The organism is Brevibacillus parabrevis, assembly GCF_022701015.1.
GTDB lineage: Bacteria > Bacillota > Bacilli > Brevibacillales > Brevibacillaceae > Brevibacillus > Brevibacillus parabrevis.
On the sequence record NZ_CP064090.1, the window covers coordinates 4,945,663 to 4,964,733 of the forward strand.

The 19,071-nt window shown below is 53.4% G+C and carries 20 protein-coding genes; 10 read left to right on the plus strand and 10 right to left on the minus strand.

What is annotated here, in order from left to right; translation table 11 throughout:
• Positions 1 to 81 precede the first annotated feature (81 nt).
• Positions 82 to 1,380: a phytoene desaturase family protein gene (locus IRJ17_RS22740; RefSeq protein ID WP_122964145.1), complete on the minus strand. Its 1,299-nt coding sequence runs from the start codon at positions 1,378 to 1,380 to the stop codon at positions 82 to 84.
• A gap of 182 nt (positions 1,381 to 1,562) precedes the next feature.
• On the opposite strand from IRJ17_RS22740, the gene IRJ17_RS22745 reads away from it, so the two are divergent.
• Positions 1,563 to 2,249 (plus strand): M15 family metallopeptidase, encoded by a 687-nt coding sequence (locus IRJ17_RS22745; RefSeq protein WP_122964146.1) that lies wholly within the window; start codon positions 1,563 to 1,565, stop codon positions 2,247 to 2,249.
• Positions 2,250 to 2,306: 57 nt separating this feature from the next.
• On the opposite strand, the gene IRJ17_RS22750 is transcribed toward IRJ17_RS22745, so the two are convergent.
• The 3 genes from IRJ17_RS22750 to IRJ17_RS22760 all read right to left on the minus strand — a co-directional run bounded on the left by IRJ17_RS22750 (position 2,307) and on the right by IRJ17_RS22760 (position 5,178).
• Positions 2,307 to 3,437 carry a virulence factor gene (locus tag IRJ17_RS22750; protein ID WP_122964147.1) on the minus strand — a complete coding sequence of 377 codons (1,131 nt, stop codon included), beginning with the start codon at positions 3,435 to 3,437 and terminating at the stop codon, positions 2,307 to 2,309.
• Positions 3,438 to 3,539: 102 nt separating this feature from the next.
• Complete coding sequence (locus IRJ17_RS22755) at positions 3,540 to 4,400, minus strand: GNAT family N-acetyltransferase (RefSeq protein ID WP_122964148.1); 861 nt, start codon at positions 4,398 to 4,400, stop codon at positions 3,540 to 3,542.
• 19 nt (positions 4,401 to 4,419) lie between these two features.
• The gene (locus tag IRJ17_RS22760; protein ID WP_063231335.1) at positions 4,420 to 5,178 is read right to left on the minus strand and encodes a DUF4931 domain-containing protein; all 759 of its coding nucleotides are present in this window, start codon (positions 5,176 to 5,178) and stop codon (positions 4,420 to 4,422) included.
• 196 nt (positions 5,179 to 5,374) lie between these two features.
• On the opposite strand from IRJ17_RS22760, the gene IRJ17_RS22765 reads away from it, so the two are divergent.
• Positions 5,375 to 5,611, plus strand: a complete 237-nt coding sequence (locus IRJ17_RS22765) for a hypothetical protein (protein WP_122904675.1) — start codon at positions 5,375 to 5,377, stop codon at positions 5,609 to 5,611.
• 84 nt (positions 5,612 to 5,695) lie between these two features.
• A complete protein-coding gene (locus IRJ17_RS22770; protein ID WP_173598597.1) occupies positions 5,696 to 6,058 on the plus strand; it encodes a L,D-transpeptidase in 363 nt (120 codons plus the stop codon).
• A 57-nt stretch (positions 6,059 to 6,115) separates the two neighbouring features.
• Here the strand turns inward: IRJ17_RS22770 and IRJ17_RS22775 are convergent, their stop codons facing one another.
• From IRJ17_RS22775 to IRJ17_RS22790, 4 genes are all read right to left on the minus strand, one after another.
• A complete protein-coding gene (locus IRJ17_RS22775; protein WP_122964150.1) occupies positions 6,116 to 6,337 on the minus strand; it encodes a hypothetical protein in 222 nt (73 codons plus the stop codon).
• Positions 6,338 to 6,445: 108 nt separating this feature from the next.
• Positions 6,446 to 8,368 (minus strand): ABC-F family ATP-binding cassette domain-containing protein, encoded by a 1,923-nt coding sequence (locus IRJ17_RS22780; protein ID WP_242771969.1) that lies wholly within the window; start codon positions 8,366 to 8,368, stop codon positions 6,446 to 6,448.
• A gap of 167 nt (positions 8,369 to 8,535) precedes the next feature.
• Positions 8,536 to 9,258, minus strand: a complete 723-nt coding sequence (locus IRJ17_RS22785) for an NAD-dependent deacylase (RefSeq protein ID WP_242771971.1) — start codon at positions 9,256 to 9,258, stop codon at positions 8,536 to 8,538.
• 88 nt (positions 9,259 to 9,346) lie between these two features.
• Positions 9,347 to 10,171: a cupin domain-containing protein gene (locus IRJ17_RS22790; RefSeq protein ID WP_242771973.1), complete on the minus strand. Its 825-nt coding sequence runs from the start codon at positions 10,169 to 10,171 to the stop codon at positions 9,347 to 9,349.
• Positions 10,172 to 10,367: 196 nt separating this feature from the next.
• Between IRJ17_RS22790 and IRJ17_RS22795 the strand changes: the two genes are divergently transcribed.
• The 6 genes from IRJ17_RS22795 (at position 10,368) to IRJ17_RS22820 (ending at position 14,687) form a co-directional block, all read left to right on the plus strand.
• Positions 10,368 to 11,153, plus strand: coding sequence for a metallophosphoesterase family protein (locus tag IRJ17_RS22795; RefSeq protein WP_173597437.1), 786 nt, complete (start codon positions 10,368 to 10,370; stop codon positions 11,151 to 11,153).
• Between the two features lie 147 nt (positions 11,154 to 11,300).
• Entirely contained in the window at positions 11,301 to 11,729 is a 429-nt protein-coding gene (locus IRJ17_RS22800) for a disulfide oxidoreductase (RefSeq protein ID WP_063231328.1), read from the plus strand.
• Positions 11,730 to 11,732: 3 nt separating this feature from the next.
• The gene (locus tag IRJ17_RS22805) at positions 11,733 to 12,203 is read left to right on the plus strand and encodes a thioredoxin family protein (RefSeq protein ID WP_122964156.1); all 471 of its coding nucleotides are present in this window, start codon (positions 11,733 to 11,735) and stop codon (positions 12,201 to 12,203) included.
• Between the two features lie 165 nt (positions 12,204 to 12,368).
• On the plus strand, positions 12,369 to 13,238 hold the full coding sequence (gene ctaG, locus IRJ17_RS22810) for a cytochrome c oxidase assembly factor CtaG (RefSeq protein WP_063231423.1): 870 nt from the start codon (positions 12,369 to 12,371) through the stop codon (positions 13,236 to 13,238).
• Positions 13,239 to 13,287: 49 nt separating this feature from the next.
• Positions 13,288 to 13,899, plus strand: a complete 612-nt coding sequence (locus IRJ17_RS22815; protein ID WP_063231326.1) for an SCO family protein — start codon at positions 13,288 to 13,290, stop codon at positions 13,897 to 13,899.
• 5 nt (positions 13,900 to 13,904) lie between these two features.
• A complete protein-coding gene (locus IRJ17_RS22820; RefSeq protein ID WP_242771975.1) occupies positions 13,905 to 14,687 on the plus strand; it encodes a FixH family protein in 783 nt (260 codons plus the stop codon).
• A gap of 577 nt (positions 14,688 to 15,264) precedes the next feature.
• On the opposite strand, the gene IRJ17_RS22825 is transcribed toward IRJ17_RS22820, so the two are convergent.
• Positions 15,265 to 16,254 (minus strand): C40 family peptidase, encoded by a 990-nt coding sequence (locus IRJ17_RS22825; protein ID WP_122964159.1) that lies wholly within the window; start codon positions 16,252 to 16,254, stop codon positions 15,265 to 15,267.
• Positions 16,255 to 16,487: 233 nt separating this feature from the next.
• Positions 16,488 to 17,678: a UDP-N-acetylmuramoyl-tripeptide--D-alanyl-D-alanine ligase gene (locus IRJ17_RS22830; RefSeq protein ID WP_254223384.1), complete on the minus strand. Its 1,191-nt coding sequence runs from the start codon at positions 17,676 to 17,678 to the stop codon at positions 16,488 to 16,490.
• 150 nt (positions 17,679 to 17,828) lie between these two features.
• Here IRJ17_RS22830 and IRJ17_RS22835 point away from each other — a divergent pair, with 150 nt between their 5' ends.
• A complete protein-coding gene (locus IRJ17_RS22835) occupies positions 17,829 to 18,896 on the plus strand; it encodes a CapA family protein (RefSeq protein ID WP_242771977.1) in 1,068 nt (355 codons plus the stop codon).
• Positions 18,897 to 19,071 lie beyond the last annotated feature (175 nt).

The following is a 19,071-nucleotide window of genomic DNA, read 5'->3' on the forward strand; positions in this document are numbered from 1 at the left end:
CTTCGTCTGGCGGGCTTTTCTGCGCCCACGCGAAAAAACGGGTCTTTCCTCTCGCAACAAAAAGGAATGACCCGCTTACTTTTACTTATCTTTTTCCAAAATCAGGTTGGACACTTGCCATGCGCTGGAGAAGGACAGCTCGGACAACTGGCCTTGCCCTTCACACCAGTCTCCTGCAAAGAACAGGTTGCGGTAGTCCGGGAAGAAGGTCGGCATTGGCTTTTGATTCATCGTCCATTTGATCTCCTGTACCACTGCGCGGGCGGAAACACGCGGAACAACCAATTGCTCGCGCCAGCCCGGGAAGTGCTTGTCGTACAGGTTCTCGATCTCTTGCTTGCGGATATCTGCCGCTTCCTTGTTGCCGACGTCGGCCTGACGCATGTACGCAGTCGCCTGCAACAGCTGTCCGCCCTCCGGCACACAAGTGCGGTCGTAGTAAGAGATGTCGGTGATAAAAATATTGTTCTGCTTGTCGTAGATGTAGGAGAACGGCACGTCAATGCGCTCTTTCAAACCAATGTCGTATACCATGACGACTGTCGGCTCGTATTCCGCATGCTGGGCCACTGCGTGCTCCAGACGCGTTTCTGCGAATACTTTTGCCAACTCTTTCGGCGGAATACAGCAGACGAACTCATCAGCCGTAAACTCGCCCTCCGGCGTCACCACTCCAACCACGCGATCGTTCTCTACGAGGAACTTTTCTACTTTGTTCTTGAGCATGATGGTTCCCTGGTTTGCTTCGATCACGCGAACAAATTCGTCGATCAGAGCTTGCCAGCCGCCACCGATATAAGCTACAGGCTTGTTCGTGGTGAACAAACGGCTGTAGTACGTGAAGAACACATCCGACGGAATTTTTTCCGGTTCACGGGTAAAGAAGTTGGAGGAGGCGAGTGTCAGCATCATATCTTGCACTTCTTCGCTGACATGCTTTTTTTCCATCCACTTTTGGATCGACATGTGCGGATGGCCTTTTTCCACTTTGAGCATCGTTTTCAGGATTTCAAATGTGAACAACACCTTGTCCATCCCTTTGAGCAGCTTTGTTTGGAAAAGTCCTTGCACGTTGGAAGGAACCGCAGTCAGATCGCTTCCGATATCGTACTTCGCTTTTGTCGGATTGAAATCTTGCCAGTCAATGTTGAGTCCGAGTTCTTTTTCAAACGTTCTCAATACAGAGCTGTCGCGAGCATAAATGGCGTGAGCACCGAAGTTGAAGTTAAAGCCTTTGATCTTCAATGTAACGGCACGTCCACCCAATTGTCCGCGCTCCAAAACTAAAACTTTTTTACCTTTAGACGACAGGTAGGCAGCACTGGAAAGACCAGCCAGTCCGGCACCTACAATAACAACGTCATAGTGATTGGTTGTCATACACAATCTCCCCTACGCACTAGCGATGTTGATTCATGAGCTAAACCCTACAATAGAATAAGGGATGGATAAGGTGGAAGTCAACTATTATTGAACTGTGTCTATTTTTATACTGTCTGATACCATTTTTTACCTAGATCGGCTGTGCTATGATGAAGAAAAACGCAAAAGGTGGTTGCCACATGGACTGGAATACCCCGATTCCTCCGGCGCAAAAAGAGGCAGACACGCTCCCTGCCATCTGTGAAAACAACGATCCGCTCATTTCTCTCAAGCAGTATGCCCCACAGTTCGAGGTATATCCGGCCTACCACATCCAGGAATTGGACGGAGCCACAGCGGATTGCCTGATCAGAAAAGGGGTCGCAGACAAGCTTTTGCAAGCCGCGAAGCTGCTCCCGCCCAATCTTCGCTTCGTCGTGCTGGACGGATACCGCCCGATCCGGGTGCAGCAAGCCTTGTACGACCGTTTCAAAGCGCAGCTTCTCGCCCAAGGCTTCGTCGAAGGCGAGGAATTGTACACGGAGCTGCACCGCTTTGTGGCCCGCCCCACGCACGATCCGGCAAAACCGCCGCGTCACCTGACCGGAGGGGCCATTGACCTGACGATTGCCGGGCCTGACGGCTGGCTGGAGATGGGAACCGCTTTTGATGACTTTTCACCGCGCGCCTGTACGCGCTATTTTGAAAGCAACGAGCTCACTGACGAATCCGACAGACAAGCGCAGGCCAACCGCCGCTTGCTGTATGCGGTGATGACAGGCGTAGGATTCACCAATTACCCAGACGAATGGTGGCATTTTGACTACGGCAACCAGGCATGGGCGGCTCAAACCGGGCAGGCATGCGCCATGTACGGCGGCGTGTAGCTTGCAAGCAAAAAACTCTATCGCGGCTTCCCCGAATCGGAAACCGCGATAGAGCGATTAGTCGTTGCGTCTTGTCATCTGCTGCCAAACTGTACCGCTGGCAGCTTCTCCCCGTTCGATCCGCTGTACAGCCATTTGCACCTGCAAGCTGACTTCGAACTCAGGATCGTTCTGGGCTGCGTGCAGGGCTTCCAGGGCTGTCTCGTCGCCTACTTCAAACAAATAGCGAGCGGCACGCCAGCGCACCAGCTTGTTCCGATCTTTGAGCGCCTCACACATCGGCCCAATCGCCCGGACATCGCCCAAATCGGACAGCGTGTCGCCAGCCGTCCTTCTCACGGAGACGGAGTCATCCCGCAGCGCCTCGAACAACAACGGGAACACATTATCGCCGCCCACCATGCCGAGGTAGACGACAGCCAGCCTGCGAATGGAAGGCTTGGGATCGCGGAGCGCTTTTTCCAGGACAGGCAAGTCTGCCTCTGTCGGCTCCATCCGATCCAGCGCTTCATAGCGGTTTCGCCAATCCGGGTCGTCCAGCATCTCAAGCGTGACGACTTTTTTCTCGCGCTCCACTTCTTGCGGCGCTTCCCCAGGACCAAGCAGCATCGCCTGCTGGACGATTTCCTCCACGCGGCTTGGCGGGTAAGTCGCATCGACCTCTTGCGCTACTTCTTCGCCAATTTCGCGCAAATCGCCGTAACGCACGCCATGCTCCACCCATTTTCGCTCCATGATCAAGTTCGGCGAAGCAGATCCAGCCTGTACAGCAGCCTGTCCGAATCGCTCAGGCAGAGCTGCGCGAATTTGCTCGGTTCCCATCGTTACTTTCACTTGCATCGGCACGCCGCGAAACATCTGGACGAATACTTGCGCCTCGCCGTAGGCTCCCGCCTGCTCAGCGGAGACGACAGGAATTGCCGTTCCTTTTCCTGCCTGCAAAATCTCCCGCGCTTCTGTCAAAATGCGCTGCCAGTCTGCATTCGACTTGCGCTCCAACGCCAGGAAGTCCGCCGTGTGAAAAATCGACGTCACTCCGTCAATGGCGAGCAGCTCCTGCATCAGTTCCGGCGCTTTCGCTGCTTCCGCCTTTGTATAAACATGTTGCACGCCACCTGGCAGAGTCTCGTCCACGTTCAGCTTCATCACGTTCGGACTCGGCGTCGGTTCGATCGACAACAGTTTCATGCTTTCGTCACTCCTTTTTCCGCAATGCTACCTCTCCCCTATGGTAGCACGGAAGCTCCTGCGTTTGCCAATCCGCAGGTGCAAGCAAAAGCAGTTTGCCTGCTACAAATTCAGCCTGTAGTAATCGTTGGCAGACTTTACGACGAAGCCGCAAGATTCGTACAGCCCCAGCGCCTTGCTGTTCTCACAGGCGACTTCCAGAGAGACGTGCTTGTAGCCTTCCTCTTCGATCAGCCGAATCGTTTGCGCCAACGCCTGACGGCCGTAGCCTTTGCCTTGATGGTCGGGATGGACGCAAAATCCGTAAATGAACGCCTTCGCATCTTTGCGGCTCACACTGATTTTGCCGACCGCTTCCTCTTCTACAATCACCAAGTATGTACGGGAGTTGAGATCGCTTGCCATCATCTCGGCCATCTCTCGCACCTGTTGTTCTTCCATTTGAAAACCGTGCACATTGAGTTGAATCAGCGTCTCGTAATCGTCAGCCGTTTCCGGGCGGATTCGCAACGTGTCGTTACAGGTCTGACGCCCGCCCTCGCCCAAGTCCATCCAGTGCTCCGAATGTTCGTACGTCGCGCCGATTTGCTGCATGTACGCTGCTCCGGACTGCGAGTTGTGCTGGACGATAAAGAGGATCGAAGGAATTTCCCGTTGTTTGCACGCTTCTTCGGCAGCTCGCTGCAAACTGGAAAAAATTCCTTTTCGGCGATAGTCAGGGTGTACCATGCCGCTCGCTTCTGCCTCTTTCCTGTGGAAAACGTACAAGCCGAGGAATCCGACCAGTTTGCCGTCCGCGTAGCAGAGAAAATCTTCCGTATGTTTGCCTGAGCGGTTTCGCAGCATGTCCGGGTTGATTTTCAGATCAATCCCGTCATGTTCGTTGCATAATCGAACCAATTCGTTAATTTGCGCCAATTCCTCTGCGGTCAATGTTTGTTTCGCTACGATCTCGTATGTCAAAAGCCTCGCTCCTTTTTCGTTAAAAATAATGCCTTCTCATTTCTTCGATCATTTCATCCAGGTTGTTTGCCACTTGCGGAATCGTGTAGCCGACGTACAGCGGCGACGTCACAAAGCGCGGGATGGCTTTCGCAATCAGCTTTTCTTTCCATTGATAAAAGAAAAAGTTGTAGCTCTGGTTGCGCGGATTGACGTGATGCAAAATCCAGTGCGCCAATATTTGCAAGTATTCGGCCATTTTGGGCAGCCGATCCAAGTCCTCCAAAATGACATTGTATTCAAAAAAGCCCGCTCGCGGATGCGTGGAGAGGGTGCAGGAAACCCCTGCTTCCTTGTCGATCGTAATGCCCATAAAGTCGCTGTCCTTCACTTGCGAGCGATAGTCGTAGCCAGTCAGGCCGACAATCTGCATGTGCGGATGGCGAATGCTCCCGCCGGAATACGGGCCGTGGTTTTTGAAAAACAAAACCGAGCGAAAAGAACCGCTTCTCTCCATCTCCAGCCATTTCTCGACGCCAAAGGAGAGCAAAGCGTGCACATGCTCCCGGGAATACGTCGACCAGTCGCCGTTGCACTCCTCTGATTCAATCAACACTGTCTGATGCGTGTCTTGCAGGACGGGAAATTTGTTCATCAGCCAGATCATGGAACCTCGCTGCTCCAGGACGTCAGTCAAACTGCCGCGATCACAGAAAGGACACGCTGTTTCCCGATTGATTACGCTCTCCGGCTTCTTTTTTCCGATGTGCATGTTAAAGTGCAAATGTGTCTGCGCCATACAAAGCGTCCCTCCATTTTCTGGATACTTTCACTTTACACTGAATTGTTTTGAAAATCATGCCGTAATTTCGCTCGCGGCACATTTTGGCCACAGAGAAAGCCTATTTTCCTTGATCTACGCGCTCGTTTCTTTTTTTACCCCAAATGGGTTGCATATAATGGGAGCAGTGAAAACCGGAAAGGTGTTGGATGCGATGGAAAAATCATTCTATTACCCGGTGAGCTGGAGCGAAGCACACCATTACAAGGCACTGCTCGATCAGGAGGGCGTTCCTTACGAGATTCAGTCTCCGCTCGACCTGCCCATTTTGGAAGAAGGGAAGCTGGCGATTGTCTTCCCGTCCATTCCGTTGCGTCTGTACGCCTGGGTGCGCACCTTGTTCTACCGCGACGGCTTGCGCTACCCTGATACCTTTTCTTCCTTCCGCTAAAAAGAAACCCGCGTACCTCTCCCGCCATCTCACATACGATAGTAGCAACGTTGTCGAGGGCGGCTGCCAAAGGGAGGTGAGGGAATGCCTGCATACAACATTCGCATCTCGATCAGAAGGCTAAAGCTCGATTTGTACGACGGCAATACGTTGATCCGCTCCTATCCGGTTGCGCTCGGCAAGATCGCGACGGAAACACCTCGTGGCGATTTTACGATCATCAACAAGGTTCCTTATCCCGACTCGTACCCGGGAGGACCGCTCAGTGTTTTCGGAACATACTGGCTGGGGCTGAGCAAACCTCATTACGGCATACACGGCACAAACAACCCATCCTCGATCGGGCACTACGTCTCGCACGGCTGCATTCGCATGTACAATCAGGATGTCAACGAACTGGCCAAAATCGTTCCCATCGGCACACCTGTCCGAATCCGCCTGCAATAAATGGCCGCGTGCACAGGCAAAGACCCGCCTCTTCATTTTCGAAAAGGCGGGTCTTTTTTACATGAGGTGCTTATCCGTTTCATCGACCGTTTTTTGGTCATTCGTCTCCAAGTATACGAGAAATCTTCTGGCTTGCTTGTACATAATCGAAAGCGTCATTTCCCTGATTTTGTTCATGATCGCTTCTTTGTCCTTCGGATGGACTTCACAAGCGAGCCTTTCTTCTTGCAATACGAGGTAAGACATCACCCATTCCGGGTCCAGCTTATAGGCAGGCAACGACAGCGACTCCTCTACTCTAGTAATCCTCTCTAGTCTACAGGAGATCGGCGTTGCTTTCCCAGCCTCAATAACTGGCTAGACAAACAGAGATTGGCACCCTGCCAATTACTTCCCTTGCTCCAACTCTTCGATCAGGGCAGACAACTCCGCCCAGCGCTCTACTGCCGCTTCCAGATCGGCAGTCACTTGCTGTTCTTCCGCAAACAGCTTTTCTACCTTGCCGTAGTCGCTGCCCGCTCCGGCAATTTCTTTTTTGAGCGTCGCGAGCCGTTCTTCAAAAGTTGCAATTTTGCCTTCGATCGTATCCCAATCCTTCTGATCCTTGTACGAAAGCTTTTTCGTGCGGTTGTTGCCGCGCGTCGCCTGACTGCTCGCCTGCTTCTCGACGGATGGCTGTTGCCCCACGGAAGCTGTTGCTGCTGCGGTGTCCTCCACTCGCTTTTCTTCCAGATACTCGGAGTAATTGCCGATAAAATGGCGAATTTGTCCGTCTCCTTCAAAAGCAAACAGGTGGTCGACCGTGCGATCAAGGAAGTAGCGGTCATGGGAAACCGTGATGACCGCGCCAGGGAACTGCTCCAAATAATCTTCCAAAATGCTGAGCGTCTGGATATCGAGATCGTTGGTCGGCTCATCCAAAAACAGCACGTTCGGCTCGCCCATCAACGTGCGGAGCAAGTACAGCCTGCGCCGCTCGCCGCCAGACAGCTTGGCAATCGGCGTCCACTGCATGGCTGGGGAAAAGAGGAAACGCTCCAGCATTTGCGAAGCGGTAATCGCCTCGCCGTTGCTCGTCGTGATTACTTCTGCCGCTTCCTTCACATACTCGATCACGCGCAGCTTCTCGTTCATCTCCACGCTATCCTGCGTGTAGTAGGCGATTTTCACCGTCGTCCCGATATCGATCGTCCCGCTGTCAGGCTGGATTCGTCCGGCCAGCATGTTCAACAGCGTCGACTTGCCGCTGCCGTTTGGCCCGATGATCCCCACGCGATCACCTGGCAGGACGATATAGCTGAAGTCGTTGATGAGACTGCGGTCGCCGTAACCTTTTTGCACGTGCTCGATCTCGATGACCTTTTTGCCCAGTCGGCTCGCGCCAAGCGCCATCTCCAGCTTGGCTGTCGGGCCTTCCACGGTCCGGTCGCGCAGCTCCTCTGCCCGCTGGACACGCGCTTTTTGCTTGGTCGTCCGCGCTTTGGCCCCTCTGCGCAGCCAGGCCAGCTCGCGGCGCAACAAATTTTGCCGTTTGTCTTCTGCTGCTGCCTCATTTTCTTCCCGCTCGGCTTTTTTCTCCAAAAACGTGGCGTAGTTGCCTTCGTAGCTGTACAGCTTGCCGCGATCCAGCTCAAACGTGCGGTTCGTCACCCGGTCGAGGAAGTAGCGATCGTGCGTGACGAGCAGCAAAGCGCCCTTGTAGCGGGACAAAAATTCCTCCAGCCACTCTACCGTCTCATTGTCGATATGGTTCGTCGGCTCGTCCAAAATCAGCAAATCGGCTGGCTGAATCAGCGCCCGCGCCATGGCTACCCGCTTGCGTTGGCCCCCGGACAGCTCTTTGACTTTTTGCGAAAAGTTGTGCAGCCCGAGCTTCGTCAAAATCGTCTTGGCCTGCGTATTGCTCTCCCACGCATCTGCTGCGTCCATCCGCCCTTGTACAGCGAACAGGCGCGCCTGCTTTTTCTCGTCCTGCGGATCTGCCTGAACGGCTTCCAGCGCGATTTCGTACTCACGCAGCAGTTGAATCAGCGGAGACTCTCCGTAGAACACTTGCTCCAATACGGTTGATTCCTCATCAAAGCTTGGGTTTTGCGGCAAGTATTCGACGTGAAAATGGTTGGCGTGAATGATTTTTCCGCTGTCTGGCGTATCTTGTCCCGCCATGATGCGCAACAGCGAAGACTTTCCTGTACCGTTGACTCCGATCAGCCCGATCCGTTGCTGCTCTGCGATATGGAAGGAAATATGATCAAACAAAATTTTGTCTCCGTAGCTTTTGGAGAGGTTTTCTACTGAAATAATTTGCATGGTCTTCACCTGTACTTTTCTATTTGCCCTCTCCAGTTGAAAGGGATGCTATCTTATGATCGTACCATTTTTTTCGTGCAAGCTCTAGGATTCTCTGCCCGGTTCCTGTCCGGCATGCAAAAAAGCAGGCGCACTTCACTCGTCGTGAGTACGCCCCGCCTGTTTGTTCAGCTCGTCAGCCATCGCTCGGTTTGCGACAATAGCTCCCCTATTTTCTGGTCGCGCACCACAAGATCCGCCCAGTCATCGAGCGGCGTCGGCTCCTGATTGACAATCACCAGTCTCGCCTCGCTTTCTTTCGCCCGCTGGGGAAACCAGTTAGCCGGACTGACTGTCAGCGAAGAGCCGAGCACGAGGAACAGCGAAGCGCTCTCAGCCCACTCGACGGCTTGCTCAACCTGCGTCGGCGGCAAAGCTTCTCCGAACAAGACGACATCGGGACGGACAAAGCCTCCGCACGCACACCTAGTCCCGTCTTCCTGCAAATACCGCTCGCTGGAATAGCGCTCCTGGCAACGAATGCAGCTAACCGTGCTCAATGTGCCATGCAGTTGCGCCACTGCCTGGCTCCCTGCCCGCTGGTGAAAGCCGTCTACATTTTGCGTGATAATGCCTTCGACCAGCCCGCGCTGCTCCCATTTTGCCAACAACTCGTGTCCTGCATGCGGCTGGCAGGCCAGCAACCCTTCGATCCGCTTGCGGTAAAAAGCGGCGAACTCGTCCCGGTTCTCGCGCATCGCTTTCGTGCTGGCGAGCTGCTGGGGGTCCAATCCGCGCCACAATCCGGTCTGGGAACGAAAATCAGGCAGGCCGCTTTCGGTAGACATGCCTGCACCTGTAAAGACAATCGTTCGGGGTGATTGTTGCAGCCATTTGGCCAGCGACTCCATCTGCATCCCCTCCGCTTTTTTGCTCTCATTGTAAAGGAGGAAAAAGGAAGTGTACAGCAAATAAGGAGTCTTGTGTCTCGTACGTCAGCTAATACGTTCCGGCATATCCATATTGCTGCGGATAAGACGCCTGAGGCTGTTGCTGGAGCTGAGGCTGGCTGGGCGGATAATACGTGTACCCGGACAGTTCCGGATAGTGCGTGTACTGTCCGTACTCCGGCGCCTGGGCATAAGCGGCGGCATCGTAGTAATAGGAGCTTGTCGGCCATTGGCTGGAATAGCTGTAGTGCGGAAGCTGGCTGGACGGGCTGTTCCATTGGTTCGTGCCTTGGTTTGCGCCCGGATTCGAGCCTTGGTTCGCTCCCGGATTCGCCCCTCGCTGGCAACCAAGCGGCGGACCGATGACAACGGTTCTGGTGATCGGAGCAAAAGTGTCCTTGACCTTCGCTTCGTCCAGGCAGTACGTGTGCGCCCATACGCTTGCCGGGGTCAGTCGCAGGATGTCGGAGCCAAAGATCACTTCCGGCACCGGAGCGTCAAAAACGGCAATCAGATGCGTATCGTCCGTCAGGGCAATCTCGTAATGCCACCAGCCCTGCGGCACATTCGCCACTTGCCTCGGCTTGATATGGAAAGTAAGCAACTGGTTCGTGAATGGATTAATAATGGAAACGGCTGCCTCGCCGGACACACAGTAAACCAGTTCGGAAGCGTTTTGATGAATATGTGGCTCAATCACGTTTCCAGTCGTCAAAAAGATGTCGAGCAGCGAAGTGTTGCCCAGCGTGTTCAACTGCTGGATGCCGAGAGAATCGATGAAGTTGCCCGCGTCTTTTTGAAAAAACGTGTTGTTGCGCATATCGTACGTAAATTGCGTATTCGGCGAAGTATAGTCCCGATAAGTGGTAGCCATCTGTCCCGTCTTCCCTCCAACGTTCTGGGTATATGTCTCATAGGTATCCATATTCCCGAACGCCCAGTTGGTGCGCCTATGTTTTCAACAAGGCAGCCTGGATTCAGCTCGCACGGCTCGTTGCATTGGCACTCCCTCTCCTGATCGGCATATCGTAATAAGAGTCGCGCCAAGTCCTCATGGGAGGTGAGTGGAAGTGGCCACCTATTTCGTCTCGGACATTCACGGCCAGAACCAGGCATTTCGCAGAGCATTGCGCGATGCCTCCTTTTCCCCGCAAACGGGAGATCGTCTCTATGTGATCGGCGATATGATCGACCGCGGCCCGGAATCGAAGGAAGTGCTGTTCGACCTGTTTACCTTGCAAAAGCAATATCCAAACCAGGTCTTTCTCCTGAAAGGCAATCACGAGCAGATGCTGGAGGATTGGCTGAAAGGACAAGGAAACCCGGAGCTGTACTTGCGTTACAACGGCGGAGATGCCACGATCCGTTCGCTCTTGGGAAACCACCCTCTGCGCCGGGCTTTTCTCCATTCCATGCCATCCAGCGCCGAACAGGAGGAAGCTCGACGGCTGATTCAGAGCGAGTATCCCGGACTGTTGCCGGCCTTGTCCGCCTTGCCGTTGTACATGGAGCTTCCAGCCGATCCGCAGACGGGAGCGCCCGCTGTTCTGCTCGTCCACGCGGGCATTCGTCCCGGCATTCCGCTGCGCCAGCAAAATCCAGAAGATCTCCTGTGGATTCGCGAGCCCTTCTACCTTTATTATGAAGGAGACAGGCCAATCGTCTTCGGTCATACCCCGGTGCCTCGTTTGCCTGACTATGAAGGCTATGGTCCCTGGCGGCGCGGCAACCTGATCGGCATCGATGGCGGTGCCGCTTATCGGCGAGGAGTATTGTTGGTAGAGTGGCCCTCTCTGCAATCGATCTTTGTCCCTGTTGGCGACGTCCAGCCTGCCATGCAAGTACGCGTCATCTGACGGCGACACTACCTGTAGCCCTAGCGCTTCGGGTAGCGCCTCTATCCTGTTTTTGGTACAAGCACAAGCCTTTCCCTTTGAAAAATTGTTACTTTTTATAATCTACTTCCGAATCGTAATATGGTAAGATATGAACGAGGTGTTGTTATGAAACGTCAACAAGTGATGGAACAATCCATGTTTGCGGCTTGGGGCCTGTCCCTGATTGCCACGGCTGGAAGTCTGTTTTTTTCGGAAGTATTGAAGTACATACCGTGTGATTTGTGCTGGTACCAGCGCATCCTGATGTATCCGCTCATCATTTTGCTCGGAGTGGCGTCCGCGAAAAAGGACTACAAAATGTCCTCGTACGCCTTGATTCTCTCTTTGATCGGCGGCTGCATCTCCCTCTATCATTACTTGATCCAAAAGGTTCCCTTCCTGCATGAGCTGGGCAACGCTTGCGGCATTGTCCCCTGCAATACGGACTACATCAACTGGTTCGGGTTTATCACCATTCCTTTTCTGGCGCTGGTCGCATTTGCTTTAATCAGTATTTTGCTGTTCATCGTCATGAAAAACGCAAAGGAGAATTGATGCATGAAAAAGATTATTTTCCTGTCTATCCTGGTAGCAGCGCTCTTGATCGGCGCGATTGTGTACTCGGATATGTCCAACCGCCAGGCGGCTGCCGGCAACCCTTACGGCAAAGCCAACCTGAATCCGGCTACTATCGAGCAATTGCAAGACCCGCTGTACGACAACCTGATCATGCCGGACGAGCTGAAGAGCAAGATCGCGGGCAAAGAAGACTTGTACGTCTACTACTACAGCCCGCTGTGCGAGCATTGCCGCGCTACGACACCTGTTTTGGTGCCGATCGTCAAAGACATGCAAATCGACATGAAAAAGCACAACCTGCTCGAATTTAACGCAAGCTGGGATGATTTCCAGATCGAGTTCACCCCGACTCTCGTTCACTACAAAGACGGCAAGGAAGTAGCTCGTCTGGTAGGCGGCCACGAAGCCGACCAGTGGAAGAAATGGCTGGAAGAGCAGAAAAAATCATAGCGGACAAAAGGCCCCGGACGCGAAAGCTCCAGGGCCTTTTCTCGTATCGGTGACAAAACTGTGAACGAAAACAGCCAGAAATAGCCCGAAAGAGTCATTAGGCTTTTGGAAACGAATGCCTATAATGGATACTGGGTATATTCCAGGAAAACGGAGGTAATGGTGTTGACCCTTATATACTTGACCGAGACCTTTGGCTTTCGGGCGACGTGGAACCCGGAGCTTTTTCTGTTGACGGCTCTGATCGGACTGGCTTACTTTTCCTTGACAGGACCTTTGCGCCATACTTTCCCTGACGCCAAACCTGCTTCGCTCAAACAGAAACTATCGTTTTCCCTCGGCTTGCTGCTGTTTTACTTCGGCATGGGCAGCCCCTTGAATGTCGCGGGCCACTTTTTGTTCAGCGCCCATATGCTTCAGCAGTCGATTCTCTATCTCGTGATGCCTTTGTTGCTGTTGGCCGGCACACCGCCCTGGCTCATGCGCTTCCTTTTTTACCGCAAAGGGTTGAAAGGGTTTTTGCGCGTGGTCAGCCATCCGATCCCTGCCGTCCTTTTGTTCAATGCCCTATTCTCGTTTTATCACATGCCTGTTATTCTAGACATGACGATGAACAATTTGGCGGCGCACAACCTGATTCACCTGTTGCTCCTGGTGACAGCGCTTTGGATGTGGCTTCCTGTAATCGCTCCCATCCCGGAGATCCATCGGCTGTCCGAGCTGCAAAAGCTGGCTTATATTTTTGCCAACGGCGTGCTGATTACGCCAGCCTGTGCGCTGATCATTTTCTCCGAGTCGGCGCTTTACGAGACGTATGTAAACGGACCTTCCATGCTGTGCGCGCCGTTTTTCTCCGCTCCGATCGACAAATCGATGTTCGCCGTTCCCCTGCCGCCGTTGGAGGATCAGCGTCTGGGCGGAATCATCATGAAGCTGTTGCAGGAATTGACGTACGGTTCCGTGCTCGCTTACGTCTTCGCAGCCTGGTACCGGAGAGAGAAAGACCAGCCTGACGATGGACTGATGCCGCAATAACCGTCCGCGAGTTGTTCTGCCTCGCCATTTGAAAAAGGAGGAATCCGGCGTGCCACTCACCCCAACTGCCGCCACTCGACTCAGACGGCTCGTGCTTTTGTTGCCGCTCTTTGTCCTTGCCGCTCTCATCGCTTCGTGGCTTTGGCTCACCCCTTCGGAGGTCTCAGCCAAGTTGCCGGATGCACAGCTGCAAACTTTGGATGGAGCCGCCTACTCCCTCTCTCCCAAGCCGGGAACCGTCCGGCTGGTCGAGCTGATTTATACTCGCTGTCCCGATATTTGCCCTACCACCACGATCAAGATGGTGCAGTTGCAAAAACGTTTGCAGGAAGCGGGGGTTATGGGAAAAGGCGTCGACTTTTTGACGATCACGATCGATCCGCAAAACGATACGCCTGATGTGCTGCGCTACTATGCCCGACAGCTCGGCATTGCAGAAGACGGCTGGACGATCTTGCGCGGCGACGAAGAGACGATTCGCACGGTGACGAGTTCCCTCGGCTTTTTTGCCAAAAAGACGGATGACGGGTTCATCTCCCACACGTCAAGCACCTATCTTGTCGATCAAAACAACGCGGTTATTCGCAAATTCGGCATGGGGGAAGATTTTGATCCCGAGCAAATTTATCAAGAGTTGTTGAACTTGAAGAAGGAAGGGTAACGCAAATGAAACGCTTTTTCACGCTGTTCCTGTCCATGCTGACCGTTCTGGCTGCGGCATGCTCCAACCAGAATGACCAGGGGATGGAGGCTGCTTCCGGCGCCCCTGTGGACGCCGCATTTACGCTGGAACCAACGGAGCCTGTAGCTGGAGGCACGATTACGTTTTCGGTCAAGGTGACCCAGGAAGGAAAGCCGGTAGATGATGCGCGCGAAGTATCGTTTGAATGGTGGAAGGATGGCCAGGAAAAGCATGAGACGATCCCGGCAAAGCTCGTAGCCGACGGCGTTTATACGGCGCAGCAGACGATCAGCGAGCCTGGCTCCTACTTTGTCTACTATCACGTCACCGCCCGCGACTTCCACAACATGCGCAAAACACCGTTTACGGTAAAAGCGGTAGACAGCAACTCCCCTGCTGGCGTTAACACGTCGGAGCAGACAGCAACAGGACACGAGCATCACGGCCAAGCCGCTTCCGGTGAAGCGCATGCGCCAAGCGGAGTCGATTTTCACCTCATGCCGCCAGACGAGCTTGCAGCGCAGTCAGAGGCAGCGATGCTCGTTCACCTGATGAAAGACAACCAGCCGTTCTCAGGCGGCACGGTCGAATTCGAATTTTGGACGGGAAATGAGGCCAAGCACAGCTTCGTCGATGCCAAAGAAAGCAGTGCCGGGCAGTACGAAGGCAAGCTGACCTTTCCCGCTGCTGGCGACTACACCGTGAAAGTCCATCTGGAAAAAGGCGACATTCACGACCATAAAGATTTTGCGGTCACCGTCAAGTAACAGCGCGCTGCCTTGCCTGCGGCACACCGCAAACAAAAACGGCCATTCCCTGAACGCGGGAAGGCCGTTTTGTTTTGATCAGCATGTAAAGTAAGCAATCCGATCCAGTTCCAAACCGTAGTATTCCCAGCGGTTTTGTCTCCAGCGATAGCCAGTCACGGATGTACGGCCGATGAAAACAGGGTAAAACCAGAAGGAACGACCATTTTTCAGCCAAATATACGTATAGCGATATAAGCAGGGATAGAAGCCGCCCGGTTCAATTCGCCTTGTTCCCCCATACCCTCGCGATCCCGGTGAGCTGGGCGTCCTGCCTGGGGGTGGACCTGGTGGTGGCGGAGGAAAGCCTCCAGATGAACCTCCGGGTGGTGGCGGCGGCGGTGGATAACCTCCTGGGGGATACTGATATGACATGACGTTTCACCTCCTACAAGTCTCCCTATAAGAGATGCAGCAAACGCACAGATGGACTGTGCGTTTGCCCGCGGTCATTCACCTATTTTTTCCGCTACTGCCTCTGCCTGCTTGTGTCGCGCTCATGAAAAAAGACGGTGCAATCGCACCGTCGCTGACTGTATTAATAAGGCCGTCCACCCATAATGAATCGGTATTCCCAATGCGTATTTTTGAAGTCGGTCACTTTCACTCCGCCGGATTCTTTCGAAAACGTATGCAGCAGCTTGTTGTCGCCCATGTAGATGCCTACGTGGGTAATGCTCTGCTTCGGCACATTGATTCCTTTGTAATCGGATTCCTTGTAGCCTTTATACGCCATGAAGAAAACGAGGTCGCCTTTTTTCAGCTTGTTGATATCCGTGGTGTACGTGCCATTTTTTTTCACAAAGTCGGCTTGCGAACGCGCCCCCCCATTGCCCATGTCGATATCGGCACCATCGCGGTACGCCCACATCGTAAATTCGGAGCAATCCATCGTCTTTTTGTTGGAACGGGTCGAGCTGTATTCATAAGGTGTGCCCAAATATTTTTTGCCTGCCGCAATCACGTTATCTGCGATCTCGCCAGAGTTGGAGCCTTCCTCCTGGCCTGGGTCCGGAGTCGGGGTCGTGCCTGTCCCATTGTCCAAAACGGCAATTCGGCGCGCACCTACCAACTTTTTCGTATAATCGCTGACGTTTTTCAAAACGACTGCGTCTTCGCCCTGCGAAGAGTATATGTACTGGTCATTTCCGATATAGATGCCCATGAAGCTCGGCTTTCCTTTCCCATTCGAGGAAAAGAACAGCAAGTCTCCTGGCTCGATTTTGTCGGCAGAGACGGCCTCTCCCGCCTTGTACAGCTCATCAATCGTGTCGTCGATGGTCAGCCCGGCTTTTTTGTACACATAAGTGGCCAAGCCTGCTGAACCGAATGAGTTGGGTCCTACTGCCCCGTACTTGTAGTCTTTGCCGAGCAACGATTGTGTCAGCTTGACAATTTCCTCCGCTTTCACAGAAGATTGTGAATCCACAGTCTTAGCTGCTGCCTGTCCACCTTCCGCGAACAGAAGCAGGGATGTACTTAGCATGACGGCGACAGTCGACTTTTGCAACCAATCTCGTTTCGTCATTCGTTCTCCTCCTGGCTGTGTTTTTCCCAACAGATTGGGTACAAACCCACTTTACTGGAAAAAGCGTATGCGTATAAGTCTGTAAATCTTTCCAATTGAGGATTTGATTACATAGTCGGATGACCATAGCCCTAGCTTTTGCCCGCTTCGGAATCACTCGCCCCTCTCTTCGCTCTCACGGCAAAAAGGCCCTTGTCCGCTTTTGGGACAAACGCCTGCCCGGTTCTGTTTGGTTACGCCTGCTTTCGATTCGGCAGTTTTCTGCGCGGGAGTTTGCTGCCCGCTGTCACCTTGCGCAAAAACTCCACCGTTTCTCCCATTTTCAGCTTGTGGGAGCCTTTGACCAGTATGGTAGTGTCCGGTTTCACGCGTTTGGCGAGACTGCGGTGCAAGACTTCCTTGTTTGCGCAATGCATCACCCGCTCTGCCGGAAAGCCTGCGCGAATGGCCGCACGCGCGATATGGCGGGCACTGCTGCCGAACGTATACAAGTAGTCTACATTTTTGCTGCTCAAATACTGCCCGACTTCTTCATGTCCCTGTACTTCGTATTTGCCCATCTCCAGCATGCTCGCCAAAACAGCTACTTTTGTACCGTGTTCAGACTGGCTGAGGACGTCGATTGCCGCCTTGGCTGCATCCGGGTTGGAGCTGTAGGTGTCGTCGAGAACTTGCACGTTGTTGTTCAGGCGATAGCAGACCAGTCGTTTTTTTTGCGGCTGAAATTGGCGCAATCCTTGCCGGATATCCGCGAGCGGTATGCCGAGCGTGTGCGCCACGGCGATCGCTGCCAAAGCATTGTACACGTTATGTCCTCCCAGCGTCGGGATGAAAAACGCCTCGCTTTGCTGTCCGATCTGGCAGACAAAAGAGATTCCGTCTGCCTCCATCACGATGTGCTCCGCCCGATAATCAGCTTCCTGCTCGATCCCGAACGTGACGAATCTGCCAGCAAAGCTTCCTCTGAAAGGCTGCCCGGCAAATCGGCGGGAGTAAGGACAGTCCCGATTGATAAACACGGTTCCTGTCGGCTTCATGTTGCGAATCAGCTCCGATTTTGCCATCGCGAGGCGCCCTGCCTTGCCTTCAAAGTTGCCAATGTGCGCCGTGCCAATATTCGTAATCACGCCCATGTTCGGTTGAATGATCCGGCAATGCTGTTGAATGTGCCCGCTTCGCAAGATTCCAAACTCAAGCACAGCCGCCTCGTGCTCGTCCCGCAAGCGTTTGACATGCGCTCGCGTATTGCCGAGAAAATTTTTGTTGTACATCGACCGATACGTGGACATACGTCTATTCAAGATCGCGAAGATCATTTCTTTTGTCGTTGTTTTTCCCGCGCTCCCTGTGACTGCGATCACTGGCTTGTTCAGAATCAGCGTTTTTTGCGGCCTGGTTTTTCCTGCCTTTTTCTTCACTGACAATCCCCCCTCTGCCTCCCTCTCCCAATCAGCTTTCCTATTGTATGAGCGGCTGAGACAGCCTGTATAGACCGTCATCTATGAAAACGTTCCGCTTCTATCCAAAACAAGCAGACAACTTTTGGAATAGAGTAGATGGGAGAGGTGAAGCCAATGAACAAGAAAGTCACGATCGCCGCAGTAGGCGATATTCTCATGTGGAAGAATCAAGTGGCTTGCGCCAAGCTGGCTTCAGCCGATCAATATTCCTTTGCCGATATGTTCGCCCCTGTTGCTCCGCTTTTGACAAATGCCGATCTGACCATCGGCAATCTGGAGACGACCTTTTCCGGAAAGAGTCAACCTTATCAGATCGGCTCGGCGCGCACAGGCTACCCCAGATTCAATTGTCCTGACGAGCTGGCGCGCGATCTCAAACAAGTCGGCTTCGACCTTTTGACGACCGTAAACAACCACTGTCTGGACGGAGGGCCAAACGGACTTTTCCGCACACTGGACGTGCTGGATCGCCACAAGCTCGCTCACACAGGCACGTACCGCTCCTTGCAAGACTCGACCGTCCCTTTGATCCAGGAAGTAAACGGAATCCGCATCGCTGTGCTCGCCTACACATACGGCACGAACAAGCAGGTCATTCCCGATCACATGCCGTGGCTGGTCAATCTCATCATGCGCGATGCCATTTTGCGCGACATCGCTTCCGTTCGCCCGCTCGTCGACCTCGTGATCGTCTCGCTGCACTTCGGCGTGGAGTTCCGCTACACCCCGACCGCCAATCAGCGTCTGCTCGTACAAAGCTTGCTCGACCACGGAGCAGATGTCATTCTCGGCGCGCATCCTCACGTCTTGCAGCCTGTCGTCACACCGAGCGCCACCCTGGCAACTGGAGAGACAAAACGCACACTGGTCGCCTACTCGCTGGGGAATTTCACTTCGGAAAAAATGCTCAGCTTCGATCAATCGCAAATCGGTGCCATTCTGCGCTTTTCTGTAGAAAAGGAGGCAGAGGGTCGGGTATCCATCGGGCGAATATCCGTCATTCCCACCTATTGCCAACGTTATACGTATGGCGGGCGCGTCCGTTTTCGCGTCGTTCCCATACGCTCCTATTTGAGGCGTCCCGACATCCACCTCCCGCTCATGCAGCGAAAAAAACTGCGCCTGATGTGGGACCGCGCTGTTCGCATCATCGGCCGGAAGCCAGGCATTTTGATCGAGTAGGAGGGAGCGTTTCGTCCTTGCTCCCTCTGTTTTTTATAGCTTTGATAGCATGGAAAAATGGAGAAAAAGCAAAATATTCAGAAGAGACATCCGAACGGTCTGAGCTGAATCTATAGCCAAGGAAGACATCATACCAGCAATGGGCTGATCAATAGTCATGTGCGGAGTATGCCCG

What these genes read in the sequence shown, in the direction of transcription:
- IRJ17_RS22825 (WP_122964159.1), bottom strand. Translation starts at nt 16,254, where the DNA reads ATGACGAAACGAGATTGGTTGCAAAAGTCGACTGTCGCCGTCATGCTA.
- IRJ17_RS22785 (WP_242771971.1), bottom strand. Translation starts at nt 9,258, where the DNA reads ATGGAGTCGCTGGCCAAATGGCTGCAACAATCACCCCGAACGATTGTC.
- IRJ17_RS22760 (WP_063231335.1), bottom strand. Translation starts at nt 5,178, where the DNA reads ATGGCGCAGACACATTTGCACTTTAACATGCACATCGGAAAAAAGAAG.
- IRJ17_RS22740 (WP_122964145.1), bottom strand. Translation starts at nt 1,380, where the DNA reads ATGACAACCAATCACTATGACGTTGTTATTGTAGGTGCCGGACTGGCT.
- IRJ17_RS22780 (WP_242771969.1), bottom strand. Translation starts at nt 8,368, where the DNA reads ATGCAAATTATTTCAGTAGAAAACCTCTCCAAAAGCTACGGAGACAAA.
- IRJ17_RS22835 (WP_242771977.1), top strand. Translation starts at nt 17,829, where the DNA reads ATGAACAAGAAAGTCACGATCGCCGCAGTAGGCGATATTCTCATGTGG.
- IRJ17_RS22800 (WP_063231328.1), top strand. Translation starts at nt 11,301, where the DNA reads ATGAAACGTCAACAAGTGATGGAACAATCCATGTTTGCGGCTTGGGGC.
- IRJ17_RS22770 (WP_173598597.1), top strand. Translation starts at nt 5,696, where the DNA reads ATGCCTGCATACAACATTCGCATCTCGATCAGAAGGCTAAAGCTCGAT.
- IRJ17_RS22805 (WP_122964156.1), top strand. Translation starts at nt 11,733, where the DNA reads ATGAAAAAGATTATTTTCCTGTCTATCCTGGTAGCAGCGCTCTTGATC.
- IRJ17_RS22790 (WP_242771973.1), bottom strand. Translation starts at nt 10,171, where the DNA reads ATGGCTACCACTTATCGGGACTATACTTCGCCGAATACGCAATTTACG.
- IRJ17_RS22765 (WP_122904675.1), top strand. Translation starts at nt 5,375, where the DNA reads ATGGAAAAATCATTCTATTACCCGGTGAGCTGGAGCGAAGCACACCAT.
- IRJ17_RS22750 (WP_122964147.1), bottom strand. Translation starts at nt 3,437, where the DNA reads ATGAAACTGTTGTCGATCGAACCGACGCCGAGTCCGAACGTGATGAAG.
- IRJ17_RS22820 (WP_242771975.1), top strand. Translation starts at nt 13,905, where the DNA reads ATGAAACGCTTTTTCACGCTGTTCCTGTCCATGCTGACCGTTCTGGCT.
- IRJ17_RS22745 (WP_122964146.1), top strand. Translation starts at nt 1,563, where the DNA reads ATGGACTGGAATACCCCGATTCCTCCGGCGCAAAAAGAGGCAGACACG.